At 64.7% G+C, this 13,208-nt stretch carries 11 protein-coding genes; 8 read left to right on the top strand and 3 right to left on the bottom strand.

Annotated features, from left to right (window positions below; genetic code table 11):
- Positions 1 to 26: 26 nt before the first annotated feature.
- Both C5J24_RS03065 and fabF read right to left on the bottom strand, forming a co-directional pair.
- Positions 27 to 1,208, bottom strand: coding sequence for a thiolase family protein (locus C5J24_RS03065; protein ID WP_105415508.1), 1,182 nt, complete (start codon positions 1,206 to 1,208; stop codon positions 27 to 29).
- A 10-nt stretch (positions 1,209 to 1,218) separates the two neighbouring features.
- The gene (gene fabF / locus C5J24_RS03060; protein ID WP_105415506.1) at positions 1,219 to 2,508 is read right to left on the bottom strand and encodes a beta-ketoacyl-ACP synthase II; all 1,290 of its coding nucleotides are present in this window, start codon (positions 2,506 to 2,508) and stop codon (positions 1,219 to 1,221) included.
- 89 nt (positions 2,509 to 2,597) lie between these two features.
- On the opposite strand from fabF, the gene C5J24_RS03055 reads away from it, so the two are divergent.
- The 7 genes from C5J24_RS03055 (at position 2,598) to C5J24_RS03025 (ending at position 9,447) form a co-directional block, all read left to right on the top strand.
- Complete coding sequence (locus C5J24_RS03055) at positions 2,598 to 3,170, top strand: TetR/AcrR family transcriptional regulator (RefSeq protein WP_105415503.1); 573 nt, start codon at positions 2,598 to 2,600, stop codon at positions 3,168 to 3,170.
- A gap of 147 nt (positions 3,171 to 3,317) precedes the next feature.
- Entirely contained in the window at positions 3,318 to 4,922 is a 1,605-nt protein-coding gene (locus C5J24_RS03050) for an ABC transporter substrate-binding protein (protein WP_105415501.1), read from the top strand.
- Positions 4,923 to 4,962: 40 nt separating this feature from the next.
- On the top strand, positions 4,963 to 5,952 hold the full coding sequence (locus C5J24_RS03045) for an ABC transporter permease (RefSeq protein ID WP_105415498.1): 990 nt from the start codon (positions 4,963 to 4,965) through the stop codon (positions 5,950 to 5,952).
- Between the two features lie 10 nt (positions 5,953 to 5,962).
- Positions 5,963 to 6,793 (top strand): ABC transporter permease, encoded by an 831-nt coding sequence (locus C5J24_RS03040; protein WP_105415496.1) that lies wholly within the window; start codon positions 5,963 to 5,965, stop codon positions 6,791 to 6,793.
- Positions 6,790 to 7,572 carry an ABC transporter ATP-binding protein gene (locus tag C5J24_RS03035; protein ID WP_105415494.1) on the top strand — a complete coding sequence of 261 codons (783 nt, stop codon included), beginning with the start codon at positions 6,790 to 6,792 and terminating at the stop codon, positions 7,570 to 7,572. The genes C5J24_RS03040 and C5J24_RS03035 overlap by 4 nt, the downstream gene beginning before the upstream one ends.
- Positions 7,569 to 8,366 (top strand): ABC transporter ATP-binding protein, encoded by a 798-nt coding sequence (locus C5J24_RS03030; RefSeq protein WP_105415492.1) that lies wholly within the window; start codon positions 7,569 to 7,571, stop codon positions 8,364 to 8,366. Before C5J24_RS03035 ends, C5J24_RS03030 begins: the two co-directional genes overlap by 4 nt.
- Positions 8,356 to 9,447, top strand: a complete 1,092-nt coding sequence (locus C5J24_RS03025; RefSeq protein WP_105415490.1) for an aminotransferase class V-fold PLP-dependent enzyme — start codon at positions 8,356 to 8,358, stop codon at positions 9,445 to 9,447. The genes C5J24_RS03030 and C5J24_RS03025 overlap by 11 nt, the downstream gene beginning before the upstream one ends.
- Here C5J24_RS03025 and C5J24_RS03020 read toward each other — a convergent pair whose 3' ends face one another.
- A complete protein-coding gene (locus C5J24_RS03020; RefSeq protein ID WP_105415488.1) occupies positions 9,448 to 11,004 on the bottom strand; it encodes a VOC family protein in 1,557 nt (518 codons plus the stop codon).
- Between the two features lie 342 nt (positions 11,005 to 11,346).
- On the opposite strand from C5J24_RS03020, the gene C5J24_RS03015 reads away from it, so the two are divergent.
- A complete protein-coding gene (locus tag C5J24_RS03015) occupies positions 11,347 to 13,200 on the top strand; it encodes an ABC transporter ATP-binding protein (protein ID WP_205836914.1) in 1,854 nt (617 codons plus the stop codon).
- Positions 13,201 to 13,208: the final 8 nt, after the last annotated feature.

The raw sequence follows: 13,208 nt of genomic DNA, 5'->3' as shown, positions 1-13,208 counted from the left end.
CCCTCTTGCCGCGCTTTTTGCTGCTCCTATCGGATCATCTCCAGCGCCAGCGCGATGCCCTGGCCGCCGCCGATGCAGAGCGTGACGATACCGCGCTTCAGGCCGTCGCGCTGCATCGAATGGAGAAGCCGCGTCGTCAGGATCGCGCCGGTCGCGCCGATCGGGTGGCCGTGCGCCACCGCCCCGCCTTCGACATTGGCGATATCCTCCGGCAGGCCGAGCCCTTTCAGGACCGCGAGCGGCACCGCCGCGTAAGCCTCGTTGATCTCGATCCGCTCGATGTCGCCGATCGTCCAGCCGGCACGCTCCAGCGCCTGATTGACGGCCGGGATCGGCGCGAGCGCGAACATGCCGGGTTCGACGGCGGCAACGCCATAGGACACCAGCCGCGCCATCGGGCGCAGGCCCTTGGCTTCGGCAAACGCCCGGTCGGCGACGATCATCGCCGCCGCGCCGCTGTTGAGGCCCGGCGCATTGCCGGCGGTGATCGTGCCGTCGTCGCGGAAGGCAGGCTTGAGCTTGGCAAGCGCCTCTATCGTGGTCTCCGGCCTTGGCGTTTCGTCGGCGACAAAACTTTTCACGCCACCCTTCACCGGAAGGTCGATGCCAACGATCTCGGCTGCGAACCTGCCTTCCGCCTGCGCGGCGCTGAACCGCTGCTGCGAACGCGCCGCCCAGCGATCCTGGTCCGCACGGCTGATCTGCTGCGATGTGATCATGTCTTCGGTATGCCAGCCGGAATGTCTGTCCGAAAACGCATCGTGCAGGCCGTCGAGCAGCATGCTGTCGAAAATTTCCGCATGGCCCATGCGATAACCCCAGCGGCCGCCGCTCATCAGGTAGGGCGCGCGGTCCATGTTCTCCATGCCGCCGGCAATGGCGGCCCTGGCATGGCCGAGCCAGATGTCCTTGGCCGCGCTGGCGATCGCCTCGGCGCCCGAGCCGCAGACGCGGTTGACCGTGACTGCCGGCACCGAGACCGGCAGGCCGCCATGGATAGCCGCCTGCCGCGCCGGGTTCATCCTGTTGCCGGCCTGGACGACATTGCCCATGGTGACCGAGGCCACTTCGGCGGCATCAAGGCCGGAGCGCGCGATCGTCTCGCGGATCACGGCAGCGCCGAGATCGACGGCCGCAATGCCGGCGAGCGAGCCGTTATATTTGCCGATCGCGGTACGGACCGGCTGGACGATGACGACTTCGGACATGGACTTCTCCCTAGTTTGCGTTTTCGTCAAAGCGCCTCAGGATGACGCTGGCATTGACGCCGCCGAAGCCGAAACCGTTGGACAGCGCGTATTCGACTTGGGCGTGACGGGCCTGCGGGCCGATGAGATCGAGCCCTTCGGCCAGCGGATCCGGATCTTCGAGATTGAGGGTCGGCGGCAATATGCCGTCGCGCAACGCCAGTGCGGTGATGATCGCTTCGAGCCCACCGGCCGCACCGAGCAGATGGCCGGTCGCCGACTTGGTCGAGGAGATCGCCGGACCGTTATTGGTGCCGAAAATGGACTTGATCGCAGCGAGCTCGCCCGCGTCGCCCACCGGCGTCGATGTTGCATGCGCGTTGAGATAACCGATTGCTCCCGGTTGAAGCCTTGCCATCTGCAGCGCCCGCTGGACCGCCCTTTTCGCCCCGGAACCATCGGCCGGACCGGCGGTCAGGTGATAGGCATCGGCGCTGGTGCCGTAACCGACCACTTCGACGAGCGGGGTCGCGCCGCGGGCCAGCGCATGTTCTAGCGTTTCGACTACGACGATGCCGGCGCCCTCGCCCATGACGAAACCGTCGCGCGCGGCATCGAACGGCCGCGACGCCTTTTCAGGCGTATCATTGAAGGCGGTGGAGAGACCACGTGCCGCCGCAAATCCGCCAAGTGCCACGCGGTTGATGCAGGCCTCGGTGCCGCCGCAGAGCGCGACATCGACTTCGCCGCTCCTGATCATCCGCACGCCGTCGCCGATCGCTTGCACACTTGCCGCGCAAGCCGTCACCGGCGCCCCGATCGGGCCTTTGAAACCGTAACGGATGGAGACATGGCCGGCCGCAAGATTGACGAGGAAGGACGGGACCGTGAAGGGCGAGAGCCGGCCGGCGCCGCGCGCGTCCACCGTGCGCACCGCCTCGGCTATCGAATGGAACCCGCCGATGCCGGAGGCGATGATCGTCGCGGTACGGTCCTGCTTGTCGTCGGTATCGGCGGCCCAGCCGGACTGCTCCAGCGCCTGCCGCGAGGCTTCGAGCGCAAAGGCGATGAACCGGTCCATCTTCTTGCGCTCCTTGTGCGGCACCGCAAGGTCGATATCGAAACCGAACTCGTCCTCGTCGATGCCGGGCACCACGCCGCCGACCTTGGCGTCGATATCCGGTACCATCTCGTCGGACAGCCGGCGCAGGCCGGAACGGCCCTCGATCAGGCGTTTCCAAGTGGCTTCCACGCCGCTGGCGAGAGGCGATACCATGCCCATGCCAGTGATCACTATTCTGTCGCTCGGTCTTGCCGGCATGTTTCACCTCGATTTAAATTTTGATCATCATTTATCCCCTTTAAATGACGATCCAAATATAAGAGTCAAGGTATTCGAAGGAGAAGACGATGAAGGTGAGCCGCCAGGAAGCCGAGGAGAACCGCGCCCGCGTGGTGCTAAAAGCGGGCGAACTGTTCCGCGAATACGGCTTTGACGGCATCGGCATCGCCGACCTGATGAAGGCGGCGGGCCTGACGCATGGGGGATTTTACGGCCAGTTCAAATCCAAGGTGGATCTGGCAGCCGAGGCGACGCGCCAGGCGCTTGCGCTCAACGCCGCCGCGTGGCGGGAGACGATCGGACATACCCGTGAAAAGGCCCTCAAGGCGATCGCAAGCATGTATCTGTCCCGGCCGAACCTGATCTTCAAGGCCAAGGGCTGTACCCTCGCCTCTCTCTGTGCCGACGCCTCCCGGCAGGGCGAAGCGGTGCAATCCGTGTTCGCCGAAGGCATCGAAAACCACCTCCAGTTGCTGCAGGAGATCGTCGATGGCGATGGCGACGAGGATCGGCGCAGCAAGTCGATCGTCATCCTGTCCCAGATGGTCGGCGGGATGACGCTCGCTCGCGCGGTCGGCGATGCGCCGCTCGCGGAGGAGATCCTCGCCACCCTTCGCGGCAAGCTGGAGACCCGGCACTAAGCCTTTATGGCGCAATGGAAAATTCGCCTCCCACCCCTCCGCGCCCAAGAATTTGTTCCCGAATGCCCCGCAGAGGAATTTCCTGCCTGTGCGACCGCACATTTCGCTGGCAATATGCTGAAAAATGGCTGGATGCAGGAGAGAGCAATGACGATCGCCACCCTATCCCGACGGACCCTTTTGCAGGCGGGCGGCACACTGCTCGCCTCGACAGCTTTGCCGACTTTCGCCCTTGCTCAAGGCGCCGGCAATCGGCTGGTCGTCGCGGCAGATTCCGAACCTAAAAACCTCAACCCGGCGATCGTCGCCTCGAACGGCGTATTCTTCATCGCGAGCAAGGTGGTCGAGCCGCTGGCCGAAGCCTCCTTCGACGGCAAGGACGGCTTGGCGCCGCGCCTCGCCACCTCCTGGGAAGGTTCTGCCGACGGCAAGTCGGTCACCTTCAAGCTGCGCGAGGGCGTCAAATGGCATGACGGCAAGCCGTTCACCTCGGCCGACGTCGCCTATTCGGCGCTCAATATCTGGAAGCCGCTGCAGAACCTCGGCCGCCTCGTCTTCGCCAATCTCGAAGCCGTCGACACGCCGGATGCGACGACCGCCGTCTTCAAGTTCTCGAAGCCGACGCCCTTGCAGCTCATCCGCAACGCCCTGCCGGTGGTCAGCAGCGTCGTGCCGAAACATCTCTATGAAGGCACCGACATCGCCACCAATCCGGCCAACGTGAAACTGGTCGGTACTGGCCCGTTCAAGTTCACCGAATACAAGCCGGGCGAATATTACCGCCTGACCAAGAACGCCGACTACTGGGGCAAGGGCGAACCGAAGCTTGACGAGATCATCTTCCGCGTCCTGCCGGATCGCGCCGGCGCAGGTGCTGCACTGGAAGCGGAAGAGATCCAGCTCGCCGCCTTCTCCGCCGTGCCGCTTACCGATCTCGCCCGCATTTCCAAGGTGCCGGGCATCAAGGTGATCTCCAAGGGCTATGAGGCGCTGACCTATCAGCTCGTGGTCGAGATCAATCACCGCCGCAAGGAGCTCGCCGACGTCAAGGTGCGCCAGGCGATCGCCCATGCGATCGACAAGAAGTTCGTCGTCGACACGATCTTCCTCGGCTACGCAGCCGCCTCGACCGGCCCTGTGCCGAAGAACGCCCCGGAATTCTATGACGCCAGCGTGCCGACATACGCTTTCGACACCGCCAAGGCGAATGCGCTGCTCGACGAAGCCGGCTACAAGAAGGGCGCCAATGGCACCCGTTTCTCGCTGAAACTGCGCCCGGCGCCCTATTTCAACGAGACCAAGCAGTTCGGCGACTACCTGCGCCAGGCGCTCGCGGCAGTCGGCATCGATGCACAGCTCATCAATGCGGATTCCGCGGCCCACCAGAAGGCGGTCTACACGGATCACGATTTCGATCTCGCCATCGGCCCGCCGGTCTTCCGCGGCGACCCGGCGATCTCGACGACCATCCTCGTCCGGTCCGGCATCCCGGCCGGCGTGCCCTTCTCCAACCAGGGCGGCTACGAGAACAAGGAGCTCGACGGCATCATCGCCAAGGCGGCGGAAACGGTCGATACCGCAGCCCGCACGGAACTCTACAAACAATTCCAGAAGATCGTCGCCACCGACCTGCCGCTGATCAACGTCGCCGAATGGGGCTTCATCACCGTGGCACGCGATACGGTTTCGAACGTCTCCAACAATCCGCGCTGGGCGGTGTCGAACTGGTCGGATACCGCGCTGAAATCGTGATAGGCTTGACGGACTATCCGATCCAGAGGCGCTTTTTGGCGTGAACCGAGCCATTCGATTGATCCGACGTCGCGCGATCAGTAGCATCCCGGTGCTGCTGATCGTCGTCGTCCTGACCTTCCTCCTGCTCGAATCCGCCTCCGGCGATGCGGTGGATGCCTATCTCCTCTCGATCGGCGGCGGCGACGCGACAGTCGCCCAGTCGTTGCGTCAGGCCTATGGCCTCGACCAGTCGATGCTCGCCCGGCTTTGGCTCTACGTCTACTCGCTGGCGAAGCTCGACCTTGGTTGGTCCGTCGCCTTTGGGCGGCCGGTTCTCGACCTCATCCTTGAGCGCCTGCCAAACACGCTGCTGCTGATGGGCAGCGCCACGGCGCTTTCCTTCGGCTTGGGCTCCGCACTCGGGATCGTCGCCGGCACAAAGCCTGAAAACATAATAGACAGAGTGCTTTCGACCGGTTCCCTCATTCTTTACGCGATCCCCAGCTTCTGGCTCGGCCTGGTTTTCAGCATCGTCTTTGCAGTGCAGCTTCGCTGGCTGCCGACGTCGGGCATCGAGACCATCGCCTCCGGCAAGGTTGGCCTTGCCCGCGCCATCGATATCGCCCGGCACCTCATCCTGCCGGTCGGCGCGCTGGCACTGATCTACATGGCGCTGTTCCTGCGGGTGATGCGCTCCGGCATGGCGGAGGCATGGACGCTGGATTTCGTGCTCTTCGCCCGCTCCAAAGGGCTGTCCCGCAGCCGCATCGTGCTGCGTCATGTGGCGCGCAACGCGATGCTGCCGCTCGTCACCATGCTCGGCCTGCAATCGGCCGCCATGCTCGGCGGCAGCGTCGTCATCGAGAGCATCTTTGCCATTCCCGGTTTCGGCCGGCTGGCGCAGGAGGCGGTCAGCGGCCGCGACGCGCCGCTGCTGATGGGCATTATCGTCGTCAGCGCCGTGCTGGTCATCTGCGTCAATCTCCTCGTCGATCTTGTTTATGCAGCGCTCGACCCCCGCGTCGGTACCTCGGAGCCCAGTTCATGAGAGAGCGTGCATGAGGCTCCTACGCGATCTCGTCCGGACGCCGGAAGGCGTGATCGGGCTCGGTATCCTGGCGGCTCTGGTGCTCGTGGCATTGTTCGCGCCGGTGCTGTCCGCCGGCGATCCGCTGCGCATCGCCGGCCGGGCGCTGCTGCCGCCCTTCACCGACCCCGCTTTTCCGCTCGGCACAGACCGGCTTGGTCGCGATGTGCTGGCCGGCATCCTTCACGGCACAAGGACGTCGCTGGCGGTCGGCCTTGCGGCAGCGCTAGCGGCGATTGGCATCGGCCTCTGCGTCGGGTTGACGGCCGGCTTTGCTGGCGGCCTAGTCGATGAAGGGCTGATGCGCATCGTCGACGCCTTCCAGATCGTCCCGAGCTTCCTGCTGGCGCTCGCCTTCGTCAGCGTCATCGGCGCTTCGGTGCCGGTCGTGGTGCTGGCGATCGCGCTCGGGGCCTGGGCCGATCCGGCGCGGCTGACACGGGCGCAGGTACTCTCCATCCGCGAGCGGGATTACGTCGCCTCCGCCCGGGTGATCGGCATGCATCCGGCCGAAATCGCCTTCCGGGAGATATTGCCGAACGCTCTGCCGCCGGTTCTGGCGCTCTCCGCCATCATCGTCGCGGCGGCGATCCTCACCGAAGCCGCCCTTTCCTTCCTCGGCCTCGGCGACCCGAACGTGGTCACCTGGGGCTCGATGATCGCAGAGGGGCGCAACATCCTGCGCTCCTCGCCGTCGCTCTCGATCTTCCCGGGCATCGCGCTGGTGGTGACCGTCGTCGGCGTCTACCTCTTCAGCGAAGGCCTGACCAAGGCGCTTGGCGGCCGGAGGCTGGAGCCATGAGTACGCTTTGCCAGATCAGAAACCTGTCGGTCACCTATCGTGGCCAGACGCTGCCGGCGCTGAACCAGATCGACCTCGGCATTGCCGCAGGCGAGCGGCTGGCGATCATCGGCGAAAGCGGATCCGGCAAAAGTACGCTCGCGCGAGCCCTGGCCGGCCTCTTGCCGCCGGGTGCCCGGCTGGCAGGCGAGATGCGATGGTCATCAGGCCAGCCGCCTTTGCCCGGACGCGATCTCGGCTTCGTTTTCCAGGACCCATCCTCCAGCCTCAACCCGGTGCTCAGCGTCGGCGAGCAGGTGGCCGAAGGTGCCCGCCGGCATCTCGGCCTATCGTGGAAAGCCGCGGACGCCCGGGCGCTGGACATGCTGGAGCGGGTCCACTTGCCCCAGCCGGACAAGGCGATGCGGGCCTTCCCGCACCAGCTTTCCGGCGGCCAGCGACAGCGTGTCGCGATTGCCGCCGCCCTTGCCGCCAAGCCCGGCATCCTGATCGCCGACGAGGCGACCAGCGCGCTCGACATGGTCGTGCAGGCCGAGATCGTCTCGCTGCTCGACGAACTGGTTCGCGAGGCCGGCATGACGCTGATCTTCATCACCCACGACATTGGACTGGCTTCAGGTTTTGCGAACCGGGTGGCAATCTTCAAGGACGGCGGGCTCGTTGAAGCCGGGCCTACCGGACTTGTTCTCTCGTCCCCCAGAGAGGCCTACACAAGGACGCTGATCGCCAGCCACCGCGATCTCGCGACGCCTCCGCTGATCCGGGAAGCCGCACCGTGACGCTGCTCGCGATCGTAAATCTCTCGAAGCGTTTTTCCTCCGGCGGCCGTGAGGTTGCGGCGGTCAGCGATGTTTCACTGACGCTTGGCCCCGGCGAGACGCTCGGCCTGGTCGGCGCCTCGGGCAGCGGGAAATCGACCCTCGCCCGAATCCTGATGCGGCTGCTGCCGGCCGATGGCGGCGCCATCCGGTTCGAGGGCGACGACTGGCTTTCGCTGTCCGGCGCCAATCTCCGCCATCGCCGCGCCAGGATGCAGATGGTGTTTCAGGACGTGCTGGGCGCCTTCAACCCGCGCGCCACCGTTGCCTCGGTGCTGGACGATCCGCTCCGCATCCACAACATCGTGCCGAAAGCTGAGCGCAGACAAGAAATCGCAGCGCTGCTTGATCGCGTCGGCCTGCCCGCGAACTATGCCGAGCGGTCGATCCGCGAGGTTTCCGGCGGCCAGCGGCAGCGCATCGCCATTGCCCGTGCCATCGCCACAAAGCCGTCGCTGATCGTGCTCGACGAGGCGGTATCGGCGCTGGACGTCTCGATCCGCGGCAAGATACTCGAGCTGCTTGTCGAGCTACAAGAAGAGCGCGGCATCAGCTATCTTTTCGTCTCGCACGATCTCGCCGTCCTGCGCGCCGTCTCGCACCGGATCGCCGTCATGGATGCCGGGCAGTTGGTCGAGACCGGGCCTATGCGGCAGGTGATCGAAAATCCGCAATCGCCTGCGGCCAGGGCCCTGGTCCATGCCGTACCGCGCCTTTTGACAGAACCAACGGAAGGACCCTCCCATGACGTTTGACCGCTGGAACCCGCTGAACGACGCGCCGTCCTTTCCCGTTGCGCGTTACGCTGCGATCGCCGACCGGATAGCCAAAATCCTGAAGACCCGCAACGACGTCCTGCTGATTCAGGCAGAAGCCGTCGTCGCGCTGGAAGCTGCCGCCCTCAGCCTCGCCCGCCCCGGCCTGAAGGCGATCAACATCGTCACCAGCATGTATGGCGGATGGTTCGGCACCTGGCTCAGGCGTGGCGGCGCCGAGGTCGTCGATCTCGCCGCAGAGCCCGCCCGTCCGATCAGGCTGGAAGCGGTCGAGGCGGCGCTGAATGCGCATCCGGGCATCAAAGTCCTGGCCCTCGTCCATGCGGAATCGGCAAGCGGCATCCGCAACCCGCTGGAGGAGATCATAGCGCTCGCCCGTTCCCGCGGCATCGTCACGGTGGTGGATGCAGTCGCTTCAATCGGCGGCCATGCACTTGGCATCGACGAACTCGGCATCGACATCGCCATTATCGGCCCGCAGAAGGCGCTGGCGGGACCGGCCGGGGTTTCGGCGCTCTCCGTCAGCTCGGCCGCCTGGAAACTGATTTCTGAACAAGGGGCGCCAAGGGATTCCATTCTCTCGCTTATCGACCAGAAAGCCTGGCTCGAAACCGGCCGCGGCGCGTTATCCGGCACCACTGCCCCGCTGGAATTTTTCGCCCTCGAAGCCGCCCTCGATCGCGTCGAGGCGGAGGGCGTCGATTCGATCGTCGCCCGGCATGTCCGCGCCGCCCGGGCTACACGTGCGGCACTCGCCGCCATGGGCGGCGAACTGTGGGTCGATGCCTTGCACGGTTCGAACCTGGTGACGGCGGCCCGCCTTCCGGCCGCAGCCGATCCAACCGCCGTGCTCTCCGTCGCCCCGCGCGGCATCGAGCTTTCCGCCGGCGTCGGCCCCGGCGCCGAACGGCTGATCCGGCTCAACCACACCGGCCAGCGCGCCCGTTTCGATATCGTGCTCGGCAACCTGACGGCCTATGGCATGGCGCTTCGCCGGCGGGGGTTCAAGGCAGACATATCCGCCGCCGTCGACGCCATCGCCCTGCATTACGGCGATTAATCAGAAGCCTTTTTCGATCAGCCAGTCGCGGGCGATCATCTCGTCCTCGGTGCCGATCCCGTGGTTGGCATCGAGCGTCCTGGCGGTAAGTTCCGCTCCGCCGGCAAGAAGCCGCTCTTCGAGTTCCCGGGCCAGCGAACCGTAAAAATCGTCGGTTGCGCTGAGCGACAGGACATGCGTGCCGGAAAGATCGACTGCCGGCCGATCTTCCAGGCAGTTCATCGACCGCAGCAGCACCGCTTTGCGGATCAGGTCCGGATGAAGCTGCATCACCGCGCCGATCATGTTGCCGCCGTTGGACCAGCCGGCAAAACCCGTCCGCGCCGGATCGACGCCATAGGCCGGACCGAGTTCCTCCACGAAGGCGACGAAGGCCTCCGCTTCCGAGACGATCTCCTTCTGATCGAACGTCGTCTCCGTGAAACGACGGAAATATCGCGGATGCCCGTCGTCCGTAGACCGCCCGCGCACCCCGATCAGCATGGCGTTCGGAGCCGCCTTGCGGCCGAAGGGCAGCATGGTCGTTTCATTGCCGCCGCTGCCGTGCAGCAGCACCAGCGTCGAACCGTCCCAGCTCTCCGGCATGTGGATGCGGTGCACGAAAGGCAGGTCGCGATAAATGATGCGCTCCTCCCCCGGCAGGCCGAACTGCGGCAGCATGACCCGCAGGACGTCATGGTCTTCCTTGAAATGCGCCGGGATAAACAGCTCGGACCCGAGCGTTTCAATCGGCTCGTCGGCCGCGAAACCCGGCCCGTCCGTCGCCAGTTCGATCAGCGTACCGGACGGCTCGCGGACATAGAGCGAATGGAAATAATGCCGGTCATGCATGTTCATCTCACCGGCATCCTCCGCCAGCAATTTCGCATGCACCGCCTCGACCTCGGGTCGATCGACGGCGCGAAACGCGATATGGTCGATCGTGCCGGTGCCGGGTGCAGCAGTCCAGAAGCCGCCGGCATCGCGGACATCGACGATATCTCGCGCATCCGACACCAGCCGCTGGATATTGCCGTCCTTCGGCCCGAGCCTGAGGCCCATGTGCCGTGTTAGAAATTCCGCCGTCTGCTCCGGCTTTTCGGAAAGGATCGTCGCGCCGTGGAGTTTTCGGATCGCATCCGCCTCGGTTATGCCGCCGCCGCTCCACCAGACCCAGGGCGTCGTGTCTTCGACGCCGACCAGCTTGACGATGATGCCGTCGGGGTCGGTCAGCCGCAGCACCGGTTCGCCGAATTCCTGGGCCGGACCGGAAAATTTGACGTTGAACTGCAGCGCCCGCGTCAGCCAGAAACCGATCGCGTCGGGCGCGATCGCAAAACTGATCTCGCTCGGCGCCCCATGCCCGACTCGCCCAAGCGAGCCATCCTCCCAGGCGAGGAAAGTCATCAGCGAGCCGGGGGTCGCAGCGCCGTCGCCGTAGAACAGATGAAGCTGGCGGGCGTCCTCGAAGCCCGCCGTCCTCTTGACGAGCCGCAGGCCGAGAAAGCCAGTGTAGAAATCGACATTCGCCTGGATCTTGCGGGTGATGGCGGTGATGTGATGCAGGCCGCTGGTCATGCGAAAGCCGAACCTTTTCTAGTGAGTTACGGCGCGACGATATCAGCACGGAACCGAGCTTGCGATATGCACGGAGACAAAAGAAACCGCGGTCAACATCCTGATGGACGTTTTCCTCCCGCATCCGCATGCTCAGGCATTGGAATACCGGCAGGCTCGTTGCTGAAAATTCAGGCGCCACACAGGTCAAAAATTCACCACAGCGGGCTCGGTTTTTGGTCCAAATCGGTTGACTGATTCAGCACCATTATGCAGGCTAGATCGAGGTCCCGAATCTTCATCTCATAATGGCCGTCTTTCCGGATATTTTTCCGGCTCTGTAATTCATTTTGGAATTAACCCGTGAGCAGCGATGCAACAGTTCGCGCCGCGAAGCCGTCGGCTTCGTTGGCGCTGGTGAATGCGGCAGGTTGGGGCAAAGGCTTCTCGATACTGACCCGCATTACCGTCATGGCCTTCCGTCATCCGTGGCAATCTAGCTTCGCGATCGGCGCGACCCTGATCGCCTGCGCCTTCCAGCTGATGATCCCGCGGCTGCTCGGGCAGGCGGTGGACCACACGCAGGTGGCGCTGACCGGGGGCGATGCCGGCCAGGCGGCTCAGGATGCGCTTCTGACGACTGCCCTGCTGCTCCTCGGCGCCAGCGTGCTCCGCGGCGTTTTCACCCTCTTCCAGAACTACTACAGCGAGGCGGTCGGCCACCATATGGGCTATCGCCTCCGGCTTGCCTGTTACGAAAAGATCCAGCGGCTCTCCTTCAGCTTCCATGACAGCATGCATTCGGGCGACCTGATCACCGTCGGGCTGCTCGACCTTGAAGGCGTGCGCATGTATTTCTCGACCGCGCTGGTGCGCATGGTCCTGCTGACCGTGCTGATCGGCATCGGCGCCTACCTTCTGCTGTCGACCGACGTAGTGCTCGGCCTACTGGCCCTGAGCTTCGTGCCGTTCGTCGGCTGGCGGTCGTCGGTGACGCAGCTCCGGCTGCGCGCCACCTGGCTCGACCTCCAGGAACGGCTTTCGGTTCTGACCCGCGTGATGGAGGAAAATCTCGGCGGCATCCGCGTCGTACGTGCCTTCGCCGCACAGGACCACGAGCTCGAAAAGTTCGACACGGCCTCGAAGAGCGCGGTGTCGCTGGCGCATCAGCGCGTCGGCATCCGGGTCGCCAATACCAGCGCCATGACGCTGTCCTTCTTCGCCTCCATGGGCCTGGTGCTCTGGGTCGGCGGCACCAAAGTAATGGCCGGCGAGATGACCGTCGGTACGCTCACCTCCTTCCTCACCTTCATGACCATCCTGCAGATGCCGGTGCGCCAGCTCGGCCTGATGGTCAACGCCTTTGCCCGCGCCTCCACCTGCGGTGCACGCCTGTTCGAACTGCTCGACCTCGACATCGCCATCAAGGACGAGAAGGACGCCAAGGAGCTGAAGGTCACCGAAGGCACGCTGCGGTTCGAGAATGTCGATTTCGCCTATCCGGGCGCCGAAAAGCATCAGGTCCTGACCGGCGTTTCCTTCGAGGCGAAGCGCGGCGAGACGATCGGCATCGTCGGCCCGCCCGGCAGCGGCAAATCGACCATGGCCCACCTGATACCGCGTTTCTACGATGTGACGGGCGGTAGGATCACCATCGACGGCCAGGACATCCACAGCGCCACGCTGCAATCGCTGCGCCGGTCGGTGGCCGTGGTCCAGCAGGACAGTTTTCTGTTCACCACGACGATCGAAAACAACATCGCCTACGGCGACCCGTGGGCCAAGGAAGGCCGCATCGAGCGCGCCAGCGAAAGCGCCCAGCTGCATAACTACGTGCTCGGCCTGCCGACCGGTTACGGCACGGTCGTCGGCGAACGCGGCGTCTCGCTCTCCGGCGGCCAACGGCAGCGCCTGTCGATCGCCCGCGCGCTGATGCTGCGCCCGGCGGTGATGGTGTTCGATGACTCGACGGCGGCAATCGATGCCGGCACCGAACAGCGCATCCGCACCGCGATGCGCAGATATGCAGCCGACCGGGTGACGATCATCGTCGCCCATCGCCTGAGCTCGCTGATGCATGCCGACCGGATCCTGTTCATGGAAGAAGGCCGCATCGTCGAAAGCGGAACGCATGACGAGCTGTTGGCGCTCGGTGGCCGCTACAAGGCGCTTTACGATCTGCAGGTACGTCCGGGCGACGACGCGCTCAGCGCCTGAGGGAGGAT

The sequence above is a fragment of the Neorhizobium sp. T25_27 genome (assembly GCF_002968565.1).
Classification (GTDB): Bacteria; Pseudomonadota; Alphaproteobacteria; order Rhizobiales; family Rhizobiaceae; genus Neorhizobium; species Neorhizobium tomejilense.
Note: the sequence above shows the minus strand (reverse complement) of the source record. Positions and strands in the feature narration are given on the sequence as shown.

Bases quoted from the DNA above. Each gene is read 5' to 3' on its own strand.
- C5J24_RS03065 (WP_105415508.1), bottom strand. From the start codon at position 1,208: ATGTCCGAAGTCGTCATCGTCCAGCCGGTCCGTACCGCGATCGGCAAA.
- fabF (WP_105415506.1), bottom strand. From the start codon at position 2,508: ATGCCGGCAAGACCGAGCGACAGAATAGTGATCACTGGCATGGGCATG.
- C5J24_RS03055 (WP_105415503.1), top strand. From the start codon at position 2,598: ATGAAGGTGAGCCGCCAGGAAGCCGAGGAGAACCGCGCCCGCGTGGTG.
- C5J24_RS03050 (WP_105415501.1), top strand. From the start codon at position 3,318: ATGACGATCGCCACCCTATCCCGACGGACCCTTTTGCAGGCGGGCGGC.
- C5J24_RS03040 (WP_105415496.1), top strand. From the start codon at position 5,963: ATGAGGCTCCTACGCGATCTCGTCCGGACGCCGGAAGGCGTGATCGGG.
- C5J24_RS03035 (WP_105415494.1), top strand. From the start codon at position 6,790: ATGAGTACGCTTTGCCAGATCAGAAACCTGTCGGTCACCTATCGTGGC.
- C5J24_RS03025 (WP_105415490.1), top strand. From the start codon at position 8,356: ATGACGTTTGACCGCTGGAACCCGCTGAACGACGCGCCGTCCTTTCCC.
- C5J24_RS03020 (WP_105415488.1), bottom strand. From the start codon at position 11,004: ATGACCAGCGGCCTGCATCACATCACCGCCATCACCCGCAAGATCCAG.